Source organism: Mesorhizobium ciceri WSM4083 (assembly GCF_000519305.1).
Lineage (GTDB): Bacteria > Pseudomonadota > Alphaproteobacteria > Rhizobiales > Rhizobiaceae > Mesorhizobium > Mesorhizobium ciceri_B.
Genome location: NZ_KI912610.1, coordinates 561,304 through 582,651, shown reverse-complemented (window position 1 = coordinate 582,651; position 21,348 = coordinate 561,304). Strand labels below are relative to the sequence as shown.

Annotated in this window: 20 protein-coding genes; 17 read left to right on the top strand and 3 right to left on the bottom strand. The window is 63.3% G+C overall.

What is annotated here, in order from left to right; translation table 11 throughout:
• Positions 1-35: 35 nt before the first annotated feature.
• From MESCI2_RS0128895 to MESCI2_RS0128855, 9 genes are all read left to right on the top strand, one after another.
• Positions 36-1,664, top strand: coding sequence for a GMC family oxidoreductase (locus tag MESCI2_RS0128895; protein WP_027039501.1), 1,629 nt, complete (start codon positions 36-38; stop codon positions 1,662-1,664).
• Between the two features lie 291 nt (positions 1,665-1,955).
• Complete coding sequence (locus MESCI2_RS0128890; protein WP_027039500.1) at positions 1,956-3,107, top strand: cupin domain-containing protein; 1,152 nt, start codon at positions 1,956-1,958, stop codon at positions 3,105-3,107.
• A 55-nt stretch (positions 3,108-3,162) separates the two neighbouring features.
• Positions 3,163-4,320: an LVIVD repeat-containing protein gene (locus MESCI2_RS0128885; RefSeq protein ID WP_050596716.1), complete on the top strand. Its 1,158-nt coding sequence runs from the start codon at positions 3,163-3,165 to the stop codon at positions 4,318-4,320.
• Positions 4,321-4,326: 6 nt separating this feature from the next.
• Complete coding sequence (locus tag MESCI2_RS0128880) at positions 4,327-4,737, top strand: RidA family protein (protein WP_050596715.1); 411 nt, start codon at positions 4,327-4,329, stop codon at positions 4,735-4,737.
• Positions 4,738-4,763: 26 nt separating this feature from the next.
• Positions 4,764-5,384 carry a glutathione S-transferase family protein gene (locus MESCI2_RS0128875; RefSeq protein WP_027039497.1) on the top strand — a complete coding sequence of 207 codons (621 nt, stop codon included), beginning with the start codon at positions 4,764-4,766 and terminating at the stop codon, positions 5,382-5,384.
• On the top strand, positions 5,384-6,313 hold the full coding sequence (gene fhmpcd1, locus MESCI2_RS0128870; RefSeq protein ID WP_027039496.1) for a 5-formyl-3-hydroxy-2-methylpyridine 4-carboxylate 5-dehydrogenase: 930 nt from the start codon (positions 5,384-5,386) through the stop codon (positions 6,311-6,313). The genes MESCI2_RS0128875 and fhmpcd1 overlap by 1 nt, the downstream gene beginning before the upstream one ends.
• A gap of 130 nt (positions 6,314-6,443) precedes the next feature.
• Entirely contained in the window at positions 6,444-7,274 is an 831-nt protein-coding gene (locus MESCI2_RS0128865) for an ABC transporter ATP-binding protein (protein WP_027039495.1), read from the top strand.
• Positions 7,271-8,086 carry an ABC transporter permease gene (locus MESCI2_RS0128860; protein ID WP_027039494.1) on the top strand — a complete coding sequence of 272 codons (816 nt, stop codon included), beginning with the start codon at positions 7,271-7,273 and terminating at the stop codon, positions 8,084-8,086. The genes MESCI2_RS0128865 and MESCI2_RS0128860 overlap by 4 nt, the downstream gene beginning before the upstream one ends.
• Positions 8,087-8,124: 38 nt before the next feature.
• Positions 8,125-9,135, top strand: coding sequence for an ABC transporter substrate-binding protein (locus MESCI2_RS0128855; RefSeq protein ID WP_027039493.1), 1,011 nt, complete (start codon positions 8,125-8,127; stop codon positions 9,133-9,135).
• Positions 9,136-9,173: 38 nt separating this feature from the next.
• On the opposite strand, the gene MESCI2_RS0128850 is transcribed toward MESCI2_RS0128855, so the two are convergent.
• Complete coding sequence (locus MESCI2_RS0128850) at positions 9,174-9,599, bottom strand: hypothetical protein (protein ID WP_027039492.1); 426 nt, start codon at positions 9,597-9,599, stop codon at positions 9,174-9,176.
• 98 nt (positions 9,600-9,697) lie between these two features.
• Between MESCI2_RS0128850 and MESCI2_RS0128845 the strand changes: the two genes are divergently transcribed.
• The 8 genes from MESCI2_RS0128845 to MESCI2_RS0128810 all read left to right on the top strand — a co-directional run bounded on the left by MESCI2_RS0128845 (position 9,698) and on the right by MESCI2_RS0128810 (position 18,200).
• A complete protein-coding gene (locus MESCI2_RS0128845; RefSeq protein ID WP_027039491.1) occupies positions 9,698-10,726 on the top strand; it encodes a putative B6 ABC transporter substrate-binding protein in 1,029 nt (342 codons plus the stop codon).
• Positions 10,727-10,804: 78 nt separating this feature from the next.
• A complete protein-coding gene (locus MESCI2_RS0128840; protein ID WP_027039490.1) occupies positions 10,805-12,373 on the top strand; it encodes a putative B6 ABC transporter ATP-binding protein in 1,569 nt (522 codons plus the stop codon).
• Complete coding sequence (locus tag MESCI2_RS0128835) at positions 12,370-13,467, top strand: putative B6 ABC transporter permease subunit 2 (protein WP_027039489.1); 1,098 nt, start codon at positions 12,370-12,372, stop codon at positions 13,465-13,467. The genes MESCI2_RS0128840 and MESCI2_RS0128835 overlap by 4 nt, the downstream gene beginning before the upstream one ends.
• A 3-nt stretch (positions 13,468-13,470) precedes the next feature.
• Positions 13,471-14,406 (top strand): putative B6 ABC transporter permease subunit 1, encoded by a 936-nt coding sequence (locus MESCI2_RS0128830; protein WP_027039488.1) that lies wholly within the window; start codon positions 13,471-13,473, stop codon positions 14,404-14,406.
• Positions 14,407-14,453: 47 nt separating this feature from the next.
• Complete coding sequence (gene pldA, locus MESCI2_RS0128825; RefSeq protein ID WP_027039487.1) at positions 14,454-15,260, top strand: 4-pyridoxolactonase; 807 nt, start codon at positions 14,454-14,456, stop codon at positions 15,258-15,260.
• A 25-nt stretch (positions 15,261-15,285) separates the two neighbouring features.
• Positions 15,286-16,464 carry a pyridoxamine--pyruvate transaminase gene (ppaT, locus tag MESCI2_RS0128820; RefSeq protein ID WP_027039486.1) on the top strand — a complete coding sequence of 393 codons (1,179 nt, stop codon included), beginning with the start codon at positions 15,286-15,288 and terminating at the stop codon, positions 16,462-16,464.
• A gap of 27 nt (positions 16,465-16,491) precedes the next feature.
• On the top strand, positions 16,492-17,238 hold the full coding sequence (gene pldH / locus MESCI2_RS0128815; RefSeq protein ID WP_027039485.1) for a pyridoxal 4-dehydrogenase, SDR-type: 747 nt from the start codon (positions 16,492-16,494) through the stop codon (positions 17,236-17,238).
• A gap of 125 nt (positions 17,239-17,363) precedes the next feature.
• Positions 17,364-18,200 (top strand): sulfite exporter TauE/SafE family protein, encoded by an 837-nt coding sequence (locus tag MESCI2_RS0128810; protein ID WP_027039484.1) that lies wholly within the window; start codon positions 17,364-17,366, stop codon positions 18,198-18,200.
• A gap of 21 nt (positions 18,201-18,221) precedes the next feature.
• Here the strand turns inward: MESCI2_RS0128810 and MESCI2_RS0128805 are convergent, their stop codons facing one another.
• Positions 18,222-19,571, bottom strand: a complete 1,350-nt coding sequence (locus MESCI2_RS0128805) for an HlyD family type I secretion periplasmic adaptor subunit (RefSeq protein ID WP_027039483.1) — start codon at positions 19,569-19,571, stop codon at positions 18,222-18,224.
• Positions 19,568-21,346: a type I secretion system permease/ATPase gene (locus tag MESCI2_RS0128800; RefSeq protein WP_027039482.1), complete on the bottom strand. Its 1,779-nt coding sequence runs from the start codon at positions 21,344-21,346 to the stop codon at positions 19,568-19,570. Before MESCI2_RS0128800 ends, MESCI2_RS0128805 begins: the two co-directional genes overlap by 4 nt.
• Positions 21,347-21,348: the final 2 nt, after the last annotated feature.

Below are 21,348 nucleotides of genomic sequence, written 5' to 3'. Positions count from 1 at the left end.
ATCGCGGCGGACCGTCTTTCTCCCGAGGATCACGCATGCCGGCTGGCGAAACCTTTGACTACGTCATTGTCGGTGCGGGTTCGGCCGGCTGCGTGCTGGCGAACCGGCTGAGTGAAGACCCTGCCGTGTCGGTGCTTCTGCTGGAGGCGGGGGATTGGGACCGCGATCCAATGATCCACATCCCGCTCGGCTGGGGCAAGATACTGACCGAGCGCCGCCACGACTGGATGTATTTCTGCGAGCCCGAGGCCAATGTCGGCGGCCGCAAGGTCGAATGCGCGCGCGGCAAGGTCATAGGCGGCTCTTCCTCAACCAACGCCATGGCTTATGTGCGCGGCAATAGCGGCGACTATGATCGCTGGGCGGCAAGCGGCCTGACGGACTGGTCGTTCAACAAGGTGCTGCCCTACTTCAAGAAGCAGGAGCGCTGGGAAGGAGGCGAAAGCCGGTACCGTGGCGGCAGCGGGCCGCTGAACACCCAGTTCTGCCGCTACAAGGACGAACTGATCGATGCGTTCGCGACGGCCAGCCGTGATGCCGGATATCCGCAGACCGACGACTATAACGGCGCCATACAGGAAGGCTTCGGCCGCCTGCAGATGACAATTGCGAACGGCCGCCGCTGCTCGACCGCGACCGCCTATCTGCGGCCGGCCATGCGCCGCGGCAACGTCAAGGTGCTGACCGGCGCTATGGCGACGAAGGTCCTGCTCAGGGATGGCCGTGCAACGGGCATTACCTACACCAGAGGCGGGGCGAGTCATGAAGTACTGGCGCGGCGCGAAGTCCTGCTTGCCGGCGGCGTCATCAACACGCCGCAGCTGATGATGCTGTCAGGCATAGGCGACAGCGGCGAACTCGCGGCGCATGGCATCGAGACGAAGGTCGATCGTGCGCAGGTCGGCAAGAATTTGCAGGACCATGTTTCGGTCATCCTGATGTATCGGCGCAAACAGCCGGGACCGTTTCTCAAGATGATGCGGGCCGATCGTATCGGGCTGGATTTCGTCAAGACCTATCTCACCGGAAAGGGCTTTTCGGGAGATGTGCCTGGCGGCGTCGTGGCATTCCTGAAAAGCGATGCAAGCCGGCCGCTGCCGGATGTACAGCTGCTTTTCACCGCCGCACCGCTTGGGGCATGGCCTTACATGTCGCCATTCAAGGCGCCGTTCGCCGACGGCTTTGCGACCCGTATCGTTGCTGTGCAGCCGGAAAGCCGCGGCAGCGTCAGGCTGGCGTCCAGCGATCCGGTCGCCGCGCCCCTGATCCATCAGAATTTCCTGTCCTCGCAGCGCGACTGGCAGTCGCTTCGCGCCGGCTTTCGTGTTGCGCGCAACCTGGCCAGTCAGCCGTCCATGGCCCCGTTCGTTGGTGCGGAGTTCTTCCCCGGCCCGAAATGCGAGAGCGACGAAGAGATCGACGAGCATATCCGCAAGACCTCGATCACCGTGCATCATCCGGCCGGCACGTGCCGTATGGGCGTCGATGCGGCATCGGTGGTCGATCCGGAATTGCGGGTGCGCGGCATTGCCGGACTTCGTGTCGTGGACGCCTCGGTGATGCCCGACCTCGTCTGCGGCAACATCAATGCGGCGGTCGTCATGATCGCCGAAAAGGCCGCGGATCTGATCCGCAGCCGCGCTCAACAGGGCGTGGCGGCCTGACCTAGGCGGCCGGAATACAACCAAAGTCTTTTGGTTGAGACTGAAAAACTGCGTTGGTTGGACTGTCATGCGCATCCGCGTGGCCGTGACGAAGCGGTTTCACGCCCTGATTGCGATCCGTATTTCACGCATTTCTAGGCTATTTCTGCCTATTTCTGGGCATTTGCCTCTCAAAAATGCACCTCAACCAAAAACTTATAAAATTCGCAATTTGGGTATTGTCGTGCAAAACCAATGCGAATACGGTTGAGTTGGTTAGAAGTATTTTCTTCGTGACGAGAGGTGTCCGATATGTCCCTGGCGCAACCAGCTAACGATGTGCTCACCAACAAGAAGGCAGCACTCAAGGGCCTCTATGACGCCCTCTACGCAAAGAACATGTTTCCGTTCTGGGCGACGTCGGAAGGCGTCGACCATGACGAGATCAAGCAGCTGATGGCGACGTCGAAGGCCGTTCCCTTCGTGTGGTCCTATTCGGACATCGAGCCGCTGCTGCAGCGCGCCGCCGAACTGGTGACCATGGACGACAGTGAGCGCCGTTCGCTGATCCTGGTCAATCCCGGTCTTGCGCCCAAGCGTGCATCAGTCAGCACCATGTACACCGCCTACCGCCTGAACGATCCCGACGAGATCATGCCGCCGCACAAGCACTCGCCGAGCGCCATCCGCTTCGGCCTGACCGGCAAGGGCAATTTCACCGGCGTCGAGGGCGAAGACGTGGTCTTCGGCCCGGGCGACATGGTGCTGACGCCCAACGACGCCTGGCACAATCATGGCACCGTCGGCGGCGAGCAGGCGGTCAACCTGTCGGTGCTCGATTTGCCGCTGGTCGAAACGCTGCATGCCGTCCATTTCGACCACAAATACACCGAGATGGTCGATGGCAAGGAAGTCGAGAAGAAGGTGCAGACCGCCCGCTATCCCGGTGACTACTCACAGCGCATCTATGGCGAGGGTGGCCTGATGCCGCGTTTTGTCGACCACAAGCGCGGCGGCGGCCTGTCGTCGCCGATGTATGTCTATCGCTGGGAGAAGATGGAAGCGGTCCTCGACGCCCACAAGGATTGGGATGGCGACCCCCATGAAGGCATCGTCATCGACTATGTCGATCCGACCACCGGCGGACCCGTCTTCCACACCATCAATTTCTACGTGCAGATGCTGCGCCCCGGCGAGAAGACCTTGCCGCAGCGCGAGACCGCCAGCCTGCTCTTGGCGCCGTTCCGCGGCAACGGCCATTCGATCATCGACGGCAAACGTTATGACTGGAACCAGTTCGACACCATCGCCATACCTGGCGGTTCCTGGGTCGAGCATGTCAACGGCTCGTCGAGCGAGCCGGTGATCTTCTTCGGCGCCACTGATGCGCCGACGCAGAAGGCGCTGCTCCTCTACAAGCGCTGGGGCCGCAACCAGGCCGGCGACCTGCTCCGCCTCGTCTAGTTTCCGGTCCTTCGGCAAGCACTGTCCCGCCGCGATTGGCGGCGGGGACATCGAAATGACGTTTCAGCAGCAAGGGCGTATACATTTGGTTTCGGCGTTCAACACCAAGCAGATCGGCCATGTCGACTGTCCAGGCGGCGGCCAGGTCTGGGTCGATGGCAACATCCTTTATATCGGCCACATGCGGCCGCCGAGCGGCACGACGCTGGTCGACATTTCCGACCCGCGCAATCCGCGCAAAATTACGACGATCGATGTCCCGCCCGGCTGGCACTCGCACAAGGTGCGGGCCAAGGACGGACTGATGATCATCAACCACGAGCGCTTTGGCGACGCCGGCCCGGCCGATTTCGGCGGCGGACTGGCGCTCTACGACACCACCAAGCCGACACAGCCCAAGCTCATCTCGAAATGGATAACCGGCGGCAAGGGCGTCCACCGCTACGACTTCGACGGCCGTTACGCCTACATCTCGCCAACCGCCGACGGCTATGTAGGCAACATTGTGATGATCCTCGACCTGATCGATCCGGCACATCCGGTCGAGGTAGGCCGCTGGTGGATACCCGGCCAGTGGACCGGGGGCGGCGAAGAGTATCCGTGGCACGACTATGTCACGCCGCGCTGCCACCATCCGCTGCGCATGGGCGACCGGCTCTATGTCAGCTACTGGCATCACGGCCTGTTCATTCTCGACATTTCGGACATCACCAAGCCGAAACTGGTCTCGCACGTCAATTCGAGCCCTGGCTTTCCCCATCCCACGCACACATGCCTACCCATCCCGCAGTTGCTGAAGGGCCGCAACATCATGGTGGTGGCCGACGAGGATGTCGCCAAACTGCGACCTTCACCGCCGGCCTTCACCTGGATCTACGACATCACCGACGAGACCAACCCGTTGCCGATCTCGACCTTCCAGGTGCCGGGCCTCGACCTGGACGGTGCGCCGCAACCGCCGATGACCGGCTGCCATCAGCCCTCCGAGCGGTTCAATGGAACCGTCATTCCCTTTGCGTGGTTCGCGCAGGGGCTGCGCCTCGTCGACATCGCCGATCCGTTCGCGCCGAAGGAAGTCGGCCATTTCATGCCCGACGCGCCGGAGGGGGCGGAGCGTTCCTCGTCCAACGACGTGACCATCGACGACCGCGGCATCGTCTACCTGATCGATCGCATCCGCGGCGTCGACATCATCGAAACCAGCGTTCTCTAGGGGGGTATGTTGAGCGACAGCACGCGAAAATCCGCCAGCCACTACGCCATCGGCAACAAGAACCCGAACCTGCCGTTTCATCCGGCGGTGCGTGCCGGCGATTTCATCTTCGTCTCGGGCCAGGTGCCGAAGGACGATAACAACAACATGATCAGCGGCACGATCGAGGAAGAGACGCTGGCGACGCTGAAGACCATTGCGCGCGTCATCGCGCATGAAGGCGCGACGCTGTCGGATGTCGTGCGGATCACCACCTATCTCGAGGATACGCGCGATTTCGGCCGCTACAACAAGGCGTTTCTCGAAGGGATCGGCGACGCCGTTCTGGCACGCACGACCGTCGAGGCAAAAGCGGTCATCAACACCAAGATCGAAATGGACGCCATCGTCTACAAGCCGCTCCCGGCGAGCAAGTAGGCCTTGGACACTAGCGAGGAGACGACATGTACAAGCTGTTAGGCCGCCAGACATCAGGCAACGTCCAGAAGGTGCTCTTCATGCTCGAAGAGCTGGGAGCATCCTACAAGCGCGAAGATTATGGCCGCCAGTTCGAGAACACGCAGACGGCGGAATACAAGGCGCTCAACCCGACGTCCAAGGTGCCGACGCTGGTCGACGGCGACACCGTGATCTGGGAGTCCAACACCATCCTGCGCTATCTCGCGGCATTCGGCGGCGAACAGTTGAATGGCGCCACGCCGGCGGAAAAGACCGAGGTCGAGCGCTGGATGGACTTCCTGCTGGCGGCGATCAATCCCGGCTACCTGGCGGCCTTCAAGGGCGCCAAGCTCACGCCCGAGGAACAGACCGCCGAATACAAGGAACAAGTGAAGGACCTTGTCGCGCAACTCAAGATCGTCGACGGCCACCTGGCCGGCAAGGACTTCCTGGCGCTCGGCAAGCTGACCCTTGCAGACATTGCCTGTGCGCCGATCCTGAAGCGCTGCGTCGACTTCAAGATCGAGCGGCCGTCAATGCCAAATCTGGAGCGCTGGGTGGCCGCGATCGCCGCTCGGCCGGCCTTCAAGGCGGCAACCACTGCTGCTCCCGCAAAGGCGGCATGATGATCAAGCGCGCCGCTCTCATCGGATTGGGAACGATGGGTCCAGGCATCGCCGCGCGGCTTTCGCGCGGCGGGCTCGATGTCACGGCGTATGACGTTTCGCAGGCGGCAGTCGAGCGTGCTCGCGGCATGCTTGATCTCGCCGGCGGCGTGCTCGACCGTCTCGACATCAAGGCGCCCGGGACAGGCGCCGGTAGCGTGCGTTTCGTCGAGACGATCGCCGAGGCCGTCGATGGCGCCGAACTGGTCATCGAAAATGTACCCGAGAATATCGACATCAAGGCGCAGACCTATCGTGACATCGATCCGCTGATCGGCCCGTCCGTCATCGTCGCTTCCGACACGTCGGGCATCCCGATCACCAAGCTGCAGGCGCATATCTCGCACCCCGAGCGAATGGTCGGCATGCACTGGTCGAACCCGCCGCACATCATCCCGATGATCGAGGTGATCGGCGGCGAGAAGACCGCGCCTGAAACCGTGGCTGTTATCCGCGACCTCATTCGCTCGATCGGCCTGCTGCCGGTGGTGGTGAAGAAGGACGTTCCGGGCTTCGTCGAGAACCGCGTGCTCTATGCGCTGCTGCGCGAGGCGGTTGATCTTGTCGAGCGCGGCGTCATCGAGCCGGAAGACCTCGACACCTGCGTGTCGTGGGGCATCGGCTACAAGATTGCCGTCATCGGCCCGATGGCGCTGCTCGATATGGCGGGGCTGGACATCTACAAATCCGTCTCGTCCTTCCTGAATGCCGATCTCTCCAATCGCGACGATGTCGCGCCGATGGTGCTGGAGAAGACGGCTGCGTCGAAGTTCGGCATCAAGTCGGGCGAGGGCATGTTTGCCTACACGCCCGAGCAGACAAAGGCGCTGCAAGGTGAACGGGCGCGCAAGCTCGTCGCGGTGCGGCGCATCCTGGAAGGCCGGGAGTAGCCAATGTCACATGGTGCGCAGAGGGTAGGCCGGTTTGAGGAGTTCCACCGGTCGGCTGTTTGTGTGAAGGGCGCCTTCGCCATCAAGATGGTGCGGGTGCGGCGAAAAACAGTGCGCGGGGCGGCAAGCCATGCGCATTGAAACCATCCGGGCCGCCGGCGACAAGCCGGCCCATATCCGCCATGACGATCTGATCTCCGCCAAAGGCGTTTCGGTGGTCATCGCCCGGCAGCTGATCCTCAGCAACATCGATCTTTCGGTGCCCAAGGGATCGTTCGTTTCCCTTATCGGCCCTTCCGGCTGTGGCAAGAGCACCTTGCTCAAAGTGCTGGCCGGGCTGGTGCAGCCGACCCAGGGCAGCGTTTCGATCGCCGGGCTCGCGCCGACCGAGGCGGCGCGCAAGCGGATGATCGGCCTCGTCTTCCAGGACGCCAACCTGCTCCCCTGGAAAAACGCCGTCGACAATGCCTCGCTGCTGCTCGGCATCGCCGACAAGTCGCTGTCGCGCTCGGATCTGCGGGCGCGCGGGCAGGAGATGCTGGAACTGGTGGGCCTGGGCGACAGCGCCCACAAGCGGCCAAACGAGCTGTCGGGCGGCATGCGGCAGCGAGTCGCCATCGCACGGGCCCTGGCGCTCGATCCGGCGGTCCTGCTGATGGACGAACCGTTCGGCGCGCTCGACGCCATCACCCGCGATTCGATGGGCCAGTCGCTGCTGGAGATCTGGCAGCGGACCGGCAAGACGATCGTGCTCGTCACCCATTCCATCGACGAGGCCATCCATCTGTCGCGCCATGTCCACGTGCTGGGGATCAAGCCGGGGCGGATCACCGAGAGCCTCGACATTGCGCTGCCTTATCCGCGCGACCTGTCGGTCACCGAGGATCCGGAGTTCGTCAGGCTGGTGGTCCAGTTGCGAACGATGCTGCGCTCCAGCCATCAACCGGGAGGCGCGTCTTGAGCGACCAGCCCATCACCGATCTTTCCGAGCCGCGCCTCCCCTCCAGCTGGAGTGCGGCGACCGGTAGCTGGCTGCCGGCGGTCATCCTACTGCTGGTGACGATCGTGCTGTGGGAAGCCGCCGTGCGGATCTTTGCCATATCCGCTTTCATCATTCCCGCCCCTTCCGAGATCGCGAAATCGCTGGTCGCGCAATGGGGCACGCTGATGCAGGCGACGCTGGTGACGGCGGGCGAGATCCTGTTCGGCTTCCTGGTCTCGGTCGTGGTCGGCATCGCCATTGCGCTGGTCATCGTTCGCTTCGATTGGTTGGGACGCGCGCTGTATCCACTGGTGGTGCTGTTCCAGAACGTGCCAAAAGTCGCGCTCGCCCCGATCTTCATCCTCTGGTTCGGCTATGGGCTGGCGCCCAAGATCGGCCTGATCCTGGTCATCGCCTTCTTCCCAGTGACGCTGTCGATGCTGGCGGGCATGCAATCGGTCGACCGCTCGCTGCTGTCGCTGATGAATTCCGTCGGAGCCAGCCCGACGCAGATCCTGTTCAGGATCCGCGTTCCGCACTCGCTGCCAAACCTGATGGCCGGAACCAAGATCGCCGCCACGTTGAGCGTGATCGGCGCCATCGTCGGTGAGTTCGCCGGGGCGTCGGACGGTCTCGGCTACGTCATCCAGTTCGCTTCGACCCAGCTCGACACGGCGCTGGTCTTCGCAGCGCTGCTGCTCGTTTCCGTGCTTGGCATTGCCTTCTACTACGCCGCCGAAATCCTCGAACGCATCGTGGTGCCGTGGGCGCCGAAATTCAGCCAGTCCTAGGCCCGCTCGATCAACCAATTTATAAAAGGGAACAAAACATGCTGAGACGGTCACTTATCAAGGCAGCTACCCTGGCAGCTTTTGTCGGCGTGCTCGGCTTTTCGAATGCGGCTCTGGCGGCCGACAAGGTCAACGTCCAGCTTGACTGGGTGGTGCGCGGCAATCACGCCATGTTCTTCGTCGGCAAGGAAAAGGGCTTCTTCGCCAAGAACGACATCGATGTGGCCGAGATCCGCAAAGGATCCGGCTCGCCGGACGCGATGCGGCTGGTGGGCAATGAGAACGCGGATTTCGGGTTCGGCGATCTTCCCACGCTTGCCGTCGCACGGTCGCAGAATGTCCCGGTGGTGGCGCTGGCGGCTGTCAACCAGCACTCGCCGCTGGGGATCATTTCGCTGGCCAAGACGCTGAAGCTCACCAAGCCGTCCGACCTCAAGGGACTGACCATCGGCATTCATCCGGCTGGTTCCACCTACATCTTCTTCAAGGGCTTCCTGGCCGCCAACGGCTTGACCGAAAAGGACATGACGCTGAACAGCGTCTCGCCTCCCTATGAAAGCTATTTGCTGCTTGGCCGGGTTCAGACGGTCGTCGGCTATATCGACGCGGAGGTTCCCGAGCTGGAAGCGAAGGCCGGAGGCCCCGGCTCGCTCAGCATCATGATGGGGGCTGACCATGGGTGGAAAGCCTATGGCTCCGGCCTGTTCACCTCGCAGGCGATGATCAAGGACAAGCCGGACGTCGTGCGCCGCTTCGTCAAGGCCTACAGGGAGGCCTTCGACTATGTCGTTGCTCATCCGGAAGAGGCTGCCGAGATCACGGCCAAGGCAGCGCCCGGCTATGCGGACAAGAAGGACGTGCTGCTGGCGCAGATCAATGCCGACATCGCATCGACGTTCAGCAGCCCCGACACAAAGGAACACGGTCTCGGCTGGATGACGAAGACGCAGTGGGAGGAGACCCTGAAGACACTGACGGACCAGGGCGTGCTCAAGGCGGCTCTGTCGGCGGACGACGTCTTCACCGACGCATTCCTGGCAAAAGAATAAGGGGCGCGCGGTGTTCGAACGGAAAGCCCGATGAGCGCCTACCGGCAGACCAGGCTGTCCTGCGCCAAGGCGCAGGACACATCACGCTCGCCTTTCGCCGCATCGGTGCGGTCGAGCGTGACCTGCACGCGGGTGGCATATGCTCGGCTCGCCAGACCGCACCACAGCCGCTCGACGGGCAGGTTCTCGCGCTTGTCGTTGAGGATTGTGAACGTGCCGGTCTTCGCATCGAACCAGAGCTCGACGCGGGTCTTCTTGCCCGGCCCGACCGTTGCGATCCCGGCTGAATACCAGTGGGCGAAGTCGGCGTTGCAGGAGAGGCCTTCGCTGCCCGCATTCGAAATCGTCAACGGAACCATGTCGAGCCCGTCAGTGCCGGTGCGGACGGTGACATGGTGCAACTCAACCGCGTTGGCGAAGGACGACAACGCCAGCATCACCGGAAGGGCATAACGGATCTTCACTTTGCCTGAGCTCCAATGTAATTTTTCCTCGGCAGTCTATCTCGCTTTCGCGCAATAACAATAAGAATATTGATTGGTGAAACAACAGAGAGGGTAACATGTTAAAGCTTCTTAAGAGCAGTGTAAGTGCAGTTATATTGACCGGTGTCTTGATGAGCGGCGCGCTTGCCGGCGAGGTCAAGTCGATCGCCATTCTGACGCCCGAAGAAGGCACGGACTATGGCTGGAACCAGCAAGGCATCGACGCCGCCAAGGCGGCAGGCAAGGCCGCCGGCGTTGAAGTGGTCGTGGCGCAGGGCCTCGGCTATGGCGATGTTCGTCCGACCCTGCGGGAACTTGCCTCCGACGGCGCCAGCCTGCTGATCGCGCATGCCAGCGGCTACAACACCTCGGCGCCCGAAATCGCCAAGGAACTGAAAGTTCCGGTGGCGATCGTCGACACGCCAGCCGGCCTGGAGAAGGGCCTTGTCGCCGACTACACGCTGAGCGGCCACGAGGGTGCCTATCTGGCCGGCCGTCTCGCCGCCAAGGTGTCGCGTTCCAAGTCGGTCGGCATCGTCGTCTCGGGCGAACCGCCATCGTGGAATTCGCAGTCGGCGGCGTTCGCACAAGGCGTGAAGGCGGAAAACCCTGACGTCAAGATCACCTATGCGGTGATCGGTCCTGCCGCCTACAGCGACGCGGCCGGCGGCAAGCGCGTCACCGAAAGCGTGATCGCATCGGGCGCCGACATCATCTTCGGCCAAGGCAACGGTTCGAGCTTCGGCATGCTGCAGGCGGTCGAGACGACCAAGGCAGCCGATGGCGGCAAGGTCTATTTCATCGACGTCATCGGCGACAAGACACCGATCGACAAGGGCTTCCTGCTGTCGTCGGTGGTGTGGAACATCGAGCCGGTCTATGCGGCGATGATTGCCGACCTGAAGGCCGACACGTTCGGCACCAAACACTATACGATCGGCCTCAAGGACGACTCGGTCAAGCTGCTGAAAACCGCTGCGATCCCGGACAATGTCTGGACGGAAATCCAGGCGCTGCGCGAGGACGTCATTTCCGGCAAGATCAAGGTCGAGCCGGTCTATGACGCGGCCGCCGTAAGGGCACTGATGACCAGCGTCGCCCAGTAAGGCGATCACGGTCAACTGCCGGAGGGGTGATCCGTTCACCCCTCCGGACGATTCCCGTTTTTTTGGTGCTGGGCTTTCATGAGCGGTTTTTCTTCATCGTCCGTTGCCGGGCGCGACATCGTCGCGCTTGAAGGCGTGACCAAACGGTTCCCCGGCATCGTTGCCAATGACAGCGTCGACCTGTCGATCCGCCCGGGCGAAGTGCATGTGCTGCTGGGCGAGAACGGCGCTGGAAAATCGACGTTGATCGGCATGCTGTCCGGCCTGCAGCAGCCGGACGAAGGACGCATACTGGTCGACGGCAAACCGACGCCTATCACCTCGCCGCGCCATGCGCTGGCACTCGGCATCGGCACCGTATTCCAGCACATGATGCTGGTGCCGACGCTGACGGTAGCGGAGAACCTCCTGCTTGGCGGGCCGTGGTGGCAGCGCCCCAGGACCGAGGAACTGGCGGCGCGCGTCGCCGAGATCACCGGCACGCTCGGCATAACCGTCAAGCTTCAAGCCAAGGTATCGGAGTTGTCGCTCGGCGAGCAGCAGCAGGTCGAGATCCTGCGCGCGATGCTGCGCAACAGCCGGCTGCTCATCCTTGACGAGTCCACCTCCATGCTGACGCCGAAAGGCATCGACGAACTGGGCGCGCTGATGCGCCGCCTTGTCGAGCAGGGCCTGGCGATCGTCTTCATCACCCACAAGCTCAAGGAGGCGGCTGCGTTCGGCGACCGCATCTCGGTGCTGAAGCTCGGGCGCAAGGTCGGCGAGATCCCGCCCGAACGGTTTCGCGCGCTGGGCGAACAGGAGATCGTTGCGGAGATCGTGGAATTGATGTTCGGCAAGCAGAAGGATGACCCGGAAGCCGTCGAGCGTCCTGTCCGCACTGCCCGCGCCGGAGCGGCCCCGCTGCTTCAGGTCGCGGATCTGGCGGTCGCGCCGACGGACAATGCGCCGGGCCTGTCGTCGATCTCCTTCGACATCCGCCCGGGCGAGATCCTGGGCATAGCCGGCATCGACGGCAACGGCCAGAAGCAGCTGGCGGAAGCGCTGGCCGGCCAGCGTACAGCCACCAGCGGCTCGGTGCGGCTGGACGGCGCCGCCATCGAGACGCTGAGCGTCGGCGAGCGCCGCCGGCGCGGCCTTCGCTACCTGACCGACGACCGGCTGGGCGAGGGCACTGTCGGCACCTTCCCGGTCTCGATCAACTTCTTCCTCAAGCAGGTCGGCGCGGCCCCGTTCTGGCGCAACGGCGTCGAGCAGCGCGCGGAGATCGACAAGCGCGCCACCCAGCTCGTGCGCGAATATGATGTGCGTACGCCGAGCCTGAAGACGCCCGTCGCGCGGCTGTCCGGCGGCAACATCCAGAAGGTGCTCCTGGCACGGGAACTGGCTGAAGGCGCCAAGGTGGTGATCTTCAACAAGCCGACCTATGGGCTCGATCTCGCCAACACATTGGCGTCGCGCCAGCGCATTCGCGACACGGCGGCGCGTGGCCTTGCCGTGCTGCTGATCTCCACCGACCTCGAGGAATTGCTTGGTATGTGCGACCGCATCGCCGTCATCGCAAACGGCGCTTTGGTCGGCACCGTCGAGAACGTAGACGACGCCCGCACGAAGGTCGGTCGCCTGATGATCGGACTTGCCGCATGAGCATCGACACCGCGCCCACGGTCAGTGCCACCGCACTCGATGCCACGAGCGGGGCGGCGACGCGCCGCGACATCGCGCACCGGCTGCTAATGACGCTCGGCCCGATCTTCATCGCGCTTGTCATAGCCGGCTGCATCCTGCTTGCCGTCGGCGTCGACCCGCTCGCCTATTACGGCTTCGTGCTGGAGAAGGGACTGTTCTCGCCGCTCGGCATCCAGCAGACGCTGACGCGCATGGCGCCGCTGCTGTTTCTTGCCGCCGGCCTGATCGTGGCCTTTCGCGCCGGCATGTGGAATCTGGGCGGCGACGGCCAGTTCCTGCTTGGCGCGGTGACGGCGGCTGCCAGCGCTCCCGTGTTCGTGCAGATCATGCCAGCCTGGCTGGCGCTGTTCTGCTCGTTCCTCATCGCCATGGTGGTGGCGATGATCTGGTCGCTGGTGCCGGCCCTGCTGCGTGCCTATCAGGGCGTCAACGAGATCATCACCACGCTGATGATGACGTTCCTCGGCACCTCTCTCGCCAATGTGCTGGTCAAGCTGGCGTTTCGCGACCCAAACACGACCGTGCCGCAGACGCGCACGCTGCCGGTGGAAGACCGGTTGCCGCGCCTGTTCGAAACGACCATCACCAGCGGCCTGCTGCTTGGGCTGGCCGCGATCGTCATCGTGCATCTGGTGATGACGCGCACGGCGTTCGGGCTGAAGCTGAGGATCGTCGGCGCCAATCCACGCGCGGCGGTCCACTCGGGGCTCGGCGTTCCCGGCCTGACCGTCGCCGTCTTCGCCATTTCGGCCGGGCTTGCCGGGCTTGCCGGCGCCGTCGACATCATCGGCGTCCAGGGCAATGTCCGCGCCGACTGGAATCCCGCCTACGGGCTTGCGGTGATCCCCGCCGTGTTTCTCGCCCGCATGAACGGCTTTGCGGCCATCGGTTTCGTGTTCCTGCTCTCGGTGCTTTCGATCGGCGGCGAGAGCGCGGCGCGCCGGCTCGGCGTGCCCAATCATTTCACGCTGGTGCTGGTTTCCATCGTGCTGATCGTGCTCGCTGTCGCCGAATATTTCGATCACCGATACAGCCAGTCGCGGAGGACCTAGGGTATGACCGGCCTGTTCAGCGAAGTCTTTCTCAGCGCGCTGCTGTTCGGCGCCGTCACCGCGGCGATCCCGCTGCTGCTGGCCGGGCTCGGCGAGCAGATTTCCGAGAAGGCGGGCGTGCTCAATATCGGCATCGAAGGCATGATGCTGGCCGGCGCCTATCTCGGCTTTGTCGGCGCTTTCTATTCCGGGTCGCTGTGGCTGGGCTTTCTCACCGGTGCCGCCGGGGGTGCTGCGGTGGCGCTTGTCATGGCGCTGCTTTGCGTGCGCATCGGGCTGAACCAGATCGTCATCGGCATCGCGCTGACCTTGGGGCTCGAGGGCCTGACGGCACTGCTCCACCATTTCCAGTTCTCGCGCAGCTACCCGCGCCTGCCCGCGGCGGATGCAACCGTCATTCCGCTGCTTTCGGACATTCCGGTCATCGGGCCTGCATTCTTCAAGCATCATCTGATCGTCTATCTGGCGGTCGCGCTGGTTTTCGGCATGGGCTACATCTACCGGCGCACGCAGCTGGGCCTCAATTTGCAGGCGGCAGGCGACAAGCCGGCCGCGCTCGATGTCGCCGGCATCGATGTCGTGCGGACCCGCACCATCGCCGTGTTGACGACCGGAGCGCTGGCCGGGCTCGGCGGCGCTTATCTCGCCAATGTCGGGGCTGGGCTGTTCATTCCGTTCATCACCAATGGCGCGGGCTTTCTCGGCATCGTGCTGGCCATGCTGGCGCGCGGTCGCCCGATCTGGGTGCTGTTCGGCGCGTTGCTGTTCGGTGTCTGCCTATCGCTGACGACGGCCATGCAGGTGGCCGGCATCAACATACCGACCGACATCATCCAGATGCTGCCGTTCCTGGCGGTGATGATCATGCTGGTGCTGTTCGGCCGGCGCGCCAGCCTGCCGGCGGCGCTCGGCATTCCATACGAGCGCGGCGCGCGCTGAGGACAATTCATGCGCGGATGGGACCCGTGCCAATAAAGGAGGCAAGAATGTCGGATACCAAGGTTTATCTGCTCGACGGCGGCTCGCTCGTTCTCGACGGCTATCATGTGTTCTGGAATCGCGGCCCTGGCGGCGAAGTGCGCTTCCCCGTCTATTCGATCCTGATCGAGCATGCCGAGGGCCGGTTCCTCATCGACACCGGCTACGACTACGACCACGTGATGAAGGTGCTGCCGTTCGAAAAGCCGATCCAGGAAAAGCACCAGACCATCCCCGGCGCCCTGGCGCTGCTCGGCCTTGAGCCGAAGGACATCGACGTCGTCGTCAACTCGCATTTCCACTTCGATCATTGCGGCGGGAACAAGTATTTTCCGCATGCCAAGAAGATCTGCCACCGGACCGAGGTGCCGCAGGCCTGCAATCCGCAGCCCTTCGAACATCTCGGCTATTCCGATCTGAGCTTTTCGGCGGAGGCTGCCGAAGCGCGTGGCGCGACCGGACAATTGCTTGCGGGAACGACACGGGCGAACTCGACCTTTGAAGGCATCGATGGCGACGTCGAGCTTGCCAGGGGCGTCCGGCTGATCTCGACGCCCGGCCATTCGATCGGCCATTACAGCCTGCTGGTCGAGTTCCCCAAGCGCAAGCCGATCATGTTCACGATCGATGCGGCCTATACACAGAAGAGCCTTGAAACGCTGTGCCAGGCAGCCTTCCACATCGACCCGGTGGCGGGCGTCAATTCGATGCGCAAGGTGAAGAAACTTGCCGAGGACCATGGCGCCGAGCTGATGTACTCGCACGACATGGACAACTTCAAGACCTATAGGACCGGCACGCAATTCTACGGCTGACCCCCGCCAATCCGGAGACAAGACGATGCGTTATCTCGAACATGCCGATCCGGTCATCACCCTGACCGCGGGGCCGGTGAACGCCTATGCCGAAGTGCTGCGCGGCCTCGGGCGCACGGTGCTCTACGACTACGACCCGGCGTTCCAGCTCTTCTACGAGGGTGTGGTCGACAAGGCGCAAAAGGCGATGCGGCTGTCGAACAAGCCGGTCATCCTGCATGGCGAGCCCGTGCTTGGCCTGGAGGCCGCCGCGGCCTCGCTGATCACGCCGGACGATGTCGTGCTCAACCTTGCCTCAGGAGTCTACGGCAAGGGGTTCGGCTATTGGGCGAAGCGCTACTCGCCACATCTGCTTGAGATCGAAGTGCCCTATAACGAGGCGATCTATCCGCAGGCGGTCGAGGCAATGCTGAAGGCGCATCCGGAGATCACCGTCGTTTCCGTCTGCCACCACGACACACCGTCCGGCACCATCAATCCGATCGACGCCATCGGTGCGCTGGTTTCAGCGCATGGCGGCTATCTCATCGTCGATGCCGTCTCGTCCTTTGGCGGCATGAAGACGCATCCCGAGGATTGCAAGGCCGATATCTATGTCACCGGCCCGAACAAATGCCTGGGCGCGCCTCCCGGCCTGACGATGATGGGTGTCAGCGAGCGGGCCTGGGCCAAGATGAAGGCCAATCCCCTGGCGCCGCGCGCGTCGATGCTGAGCATCGTCGACTGGGAGCATGCGTGGTCGCGGGACAAGCCGTTTCCATTCACGCCGTCGGTCTCGGAGATCAACGGGCTCGATGTCGCGCTCGACCTCTATCTCAATGAGGGACCGGAGGCGGTGTGGGCGCGCCACGCGCTCACCGCCAAGGCTATGCGCGCGGGCGTTGCCGCGATGGGCCTGTCGATCTGGGCCGCCAGCGACAGCATCGCGTCGCCGACCACGACCGCTGTCCGCACGCCCGAAGGTGTCGACGAGAAGGCGCTTCGCCAGGCCGCGCGCGCCCGTTACGGCGTGGTGTTTTCGTCTGGCCGCGGCGAGACATTGGGCAAGCTGACACGCATCGGCCACATGGGACCGACCGCCCAGCCGATCTATACGATCGCGGCGCTGACGGCACTGGGCGGCGCCATGAACGCGGCCGGCCAGAAACTGGCGATCGGCAGGGGCATCGACGCGGCGCTGGCCGTGATCGACGCCGACGCCTGAACAGACACGGATTGAGGGAGCATTTTCATGACTGAACGGCTTGCGGGAAAGACGGCCCTGGTTACAGGCGCCGCGCAGGGTATCGGCAAGGCGATCGCAGCGCGGCTTGCCGCCGACGGGGCAACCGTCATCGTCAGCGACATCAATGCCGAAGGCGCCGGGGCGGCGGCCGCGGCGATAGGCGGAAAGGCGAGGGCGATCGCGGCCGACATTTCCGATCCGGCGTCCGTCAAGGCACTCTTCGCCGAAATCCAGGCCCTGACCGGGGGCATCGATATCCTGGTCAACAATGCCAGCATCGTGCCGTTCGTCGCCTGGGACGATGTCGATCTCGACCATTGGCGAAAGATCATCGACGTCAATTTGACCGGCACTTTTATCGTCAGCCGTGCCGGTACGGACCAGATGCGTGCGGCGGGGAAGGCCGGACGGGTAATCAGCATCGCATCCAACACCTTCTTTGCCGGCACGCCGAACATGGCGGCCTATGTCGCGGCCAAGGGTGGCGTCATCGGCTTCACCAGGGCGCTCGCCACCGAGCTTGGCAAATACAACATCACCGCCAATGCGGTGACGCCCGGCCTGATCGAGAGCGACGGCGTCAAGGCGAGCCCGCACAACGAGGCGTTCGGCTTCGTCGAGATGCTTCAGGCGATGAAAGGCAAAGGACAGCCGGAGCATATCGCCGATGTGGTTTCGTTCCTGGCCTCCGACGATGCGCGCTGGATCACGGGCCAGACGCTCAATGTCGACGCCGGGATGGTGCGCCACTAACCAAAAGCGCATCCCAAAACCGCTACGACCCTTCTGGGCGACCTGCATTTTGGGTCGCAACAGCGGATGAGCGCGGCCGTGCCCGCAAGGCCGTGCCGCAAATGGCCAATCAAGGAAAAATCACAGTGGACTTCGGATTCGACACGTCGGTTTTCGACGGGCTGACGATTGCAATGCTGGTCGCCGGCCTGGCCATGACCGGAATGGCCTCCGGCGTGCTCGCCGGTCTGCTGGGAGTCGGAGGCGGCATCGTCATCGTCCCGGTGCTGTTCTGGGTGCTTAGCCTGTTCCACTTTTCGCCTGCTGTGATCAGCCATCTGGCTGTCGCGACGTCGCTTGCGGTCATCATCCCCACCTCGATCTCGTCGATGCGGTCGCACAACAGGCGCGGCAATGTCGACCGGGCACTGCTCACACTATGGGGACCGGCCATTTTCGTCAGTGCCCTCATCGGCGGCATCATGTCGAAATTCATCCCGGGCGCCGGCTTGCGGCTGGTCTTCGGCGTGGTCGGCCTGCTGGTGGCCGTCAACATGGCGTTGCCGAAGCACCTCGTGATCTCCGATCACCTGCCGCAAAGCGGCTGGATCAACCGCGCGATCGCTGCTGTGATCGGCTTTGTCTCTTCGCTCATGGGAATTGGCGGCGGCACACTGTCGGTGCCGACGCTTTCCAGCTTCTCCTTTCCGGTGCACCGGGCCGTCGGCACGTCGTCGGCGCTTGGCCTGCTTATCGCGCTTCCAGCGGTGGCCGGCTTCATCTGGTCGGGTCTCGCAAGTGCAGGCAGGCCTCCGCTCAGCCTGGGCTATGTCAGCTTGCCGGCGGTTGCCATCATAGCGCCCATGAGCTTTCTGTTCGCTCCTCTGGGCGCAAGACTCGCCCACGCGCTCAACCCGCGCTACCTGAAGCTTGCCTTTGCGTTCTTCCTGGCGATCACGGCCGGGCGAATGCTGCTTTCCTGAATCCGGTTCAGCGGCCTACGGCTATTTTTCCCGCATGGCCCGGCGGAAGTTCTGCGTGATCGGCTCGGCGAGATAAGAGAGCACGGTGCGAGCCCCCGTCCGGATCATCGTCTCGCTCGACATGCCGGGCAGCAGCTTGCGGCCTTCCAGCTTGCCGAGTTCGCTTTTGTCGATCACAACCGTCGCGGCGAAATAAGGTGCGCCGCTGCGCTCCTCAACCATGCGGTCAGCCGACACGATCTCCACGACGCCCTCGAGCGGCGGCAGGTTGTAGCGGGCGAAGGCCGGGAAGCTGACGCGCGCGGGCTGTCCGGGTGCGATCGTCTCGACATCCTCCGGCTTGACCATAGCCTCGACCACGAGTTGTTGTCCGAGCGGTACGATCGTCATCAATGTCTCGCCGGGTTTCACGACACCGCCCGCCGTATGGACCTTCAGCTCCATGACGATGCCGTCAACGGGCGCGACGACGTTGGTACGGCTAAGCACGTCCCTGGCGGAACGCTCCTGCTGTCCGAGGTCAAACAACTCCGCCTCGACCTTGCTCAACTCGTCGACAGCCTCGTTCAGACGCACTGTGTTGAGGTTCAGGATCTGCATGTCGATCTCGGCCACGGCGCTTCCGGCACGGGCGATTGCCGCGACATTGGTGGCGCGCTCCCCCTCGATCTCCCGCTGCTGGCGTCTGAGCAACAGGTTCCGTTCGCGGGTGGTCAGCCCTTTCTTGAGCAGACCTTCAAGGTCCTTGCTTTCACCCTCGATTGCCTCGATCTGTTTGTCTTCGGTGACGATAAGCTGCTCCAGTCCCGTTATCTCTTCCTCGACCTGGTGACGGCGCTGGCCGAGAATTTCCCGCTCGTCCTTCAGATTGTGGTGCTTCGCGGCAAACACGTCACGCTGTGCCGCCACCGCGTCCTTCACGGCGGTCGCGGGGTTTGCGAGCAACGCCGGATTGAACTCGATCTCGGTCTTGCCGTCGCGCTCGGCCCTGAGACGCGCGGCCAGAGCCTCACGCGTTGCTATCCGGTTCTGGATCAGGTCGAGCTGCGCCTTTGCCTGCGTGTCGTCGAGCCGGACGAGGATCTTGCCCGCCTTGACGATATCGCCGTTGGCGGCGTTCAACTCCGCGATGATGCCGCCCTCGAGGTGCTGGATAAGCTTGCGGTCGCCGGCGACCTTGATCACGCCCGGCGCCACCGCGGCGCTGTCCAGCGGCGCCAGGGCCGCCCATCCCCCGGCCACGCCGAAGAACAGGAACATGATCGCGAAGCCGGTGCACGTCACGCCCGTGAGCCGCAGCGGCACCGGTTCCAGCAGCGAAGGCGGGGTAAGGGGCAGCGGCACGACGTTCAGTCCCGGGGGGCGGCTCATGCTTCCTTGACCTCTTCGATTTCTTTGACTTGCTTGACCACTTCGAGGGTTGGCAACTGGGCTACCTTCGGCATCTGGGTCACTTTGCGGGCCCGGTTGGCGAGTTCGTTGAATACGGCGTCGCGCGGTCCGAACAGGTCTTGTGCGCCGTGATTAAGTACCAACACCTTGTCAACTTTTTCCAAAATGCTCGGGCGGTGCGAGATCAAGATCAGGGTCGTACCTGCCGCCTTGAGCCCACCGATGACTGTAGCCAGTGCTTGCTCGCCCTCGTGATCGAGGTTCGAATTAGGCTCGTCGAGGACCAGGAGTGCCGGGTCGCCATAGAGGGCTCGCGCCAGTCCGATGCGCTGGCGTTGCCCGCCGGACAGCGCCGCACCACCGTCACCGATCTCGGTGGCATAGCCCTTCGGTAGCCCCTTGATCAGTTCGTGGACTCCGGCCAACTGCGCGGCCTTGATTACGTTGTTGAAAACCGCAGGGTTGAGCGCCGCAAAACGGGCGATATTCTCGGAGACCGTGCCGGCGAAGAGTTCGATATCCTGTGGCAAATAACCGACGTGTCGACCCCGGTCCTCGGCCGCCCATTCGACGACACTCATTCCGTCAAGCAACGCGCGACCACCGGTCGGGCGCCAGGTGCCGACCAATATTCGCGCCAGGCTCGTCTTGCCAGCCGCGCTCGGGCCGACCAGTGCCATCGCTTCACCGGGCATGAGTTGAAAGCTGATTCCACGCAAGACCGGTTCGCCGCCTTGCCTGGCGAGCATAATGTTCTCGGCCTCAAACCTGCCCTTGGGGCGCGGCAACGGCAGAGCCGGTGTGGCTTCCGGTCGCTGGCCGGCCATCACAGCGAGACGCTTATAAGCAGCCCGTGCCCCGATCGTCGCCTTCCACGTGCCGATCGCTTGCTCGACCGGGGCCAATGCACGGCCCATCAGGATCGAGGCGGCGATCATGATGCCGGGCGAAGCCTCGTCCTTCAGCACCAGGTAAGCGCCGAGGCCAAGCACGGCCATCTGCAGAGCCAGCCGGAAAGAACGCGCGAGAGCCGAGATGACGCTGGATCGGTTGCTGGCGCTCGATTGCGCATTATTCGCCTCGTTCTGCTGGGCCTTCCAGCTCTCGAGCAGGGGATTCAACATGCCCATGGCCTGGACGACCTCGGCGTTGCGGATCGTTTGCTCCGCCTGCATGTGAGCCCGGGTCTGGGCGATTGTAGCTTCCGCCAGCGGCCTGCGGGTCAGGTACTCCGTGAGCAACGCCAATGCGAACAGCGCGATACCGCCGCAGGTTGCCAGCCAACCCAACCAGGGATGCATGAGGAAGATAGCGCCCAGGAAAATCGGTGCCCAAGGTGCGTCGAGGATCGGGTAGATACTCGGGCTGGTGAAGAAGTTCCGCACCTGGTCGAGGTCACGCAGCGAGCGGGCGTTGATCTGACCCGGAGCCGAGGCGGCGTACTCCACCGACGCGGTGAGCAAAACCGGCGCAAGACGTGCGTTCAGCCACGTCCCGACTTTAGCCAGAAGACGCGCCCGCACGACCTCCAACCCAGCCATTGCCGTGAGCGCAGCCGCCGCCATCAATGACAGCATTACCAGCGTCTCCAGGCTGTGACTGCCCAACACGCGGTGGTAGACTTGGAGCATGTAGAACGCGCCGGTCAGCATCAGAATGTTGATGCCGGCGCTGAACCAGATAAGCGGCCTGACAGCGCGCCTGGCCTCTTTCATCACCGCCTGCAGGGCAGAAGGGCGTGGGGATTTCATCATGA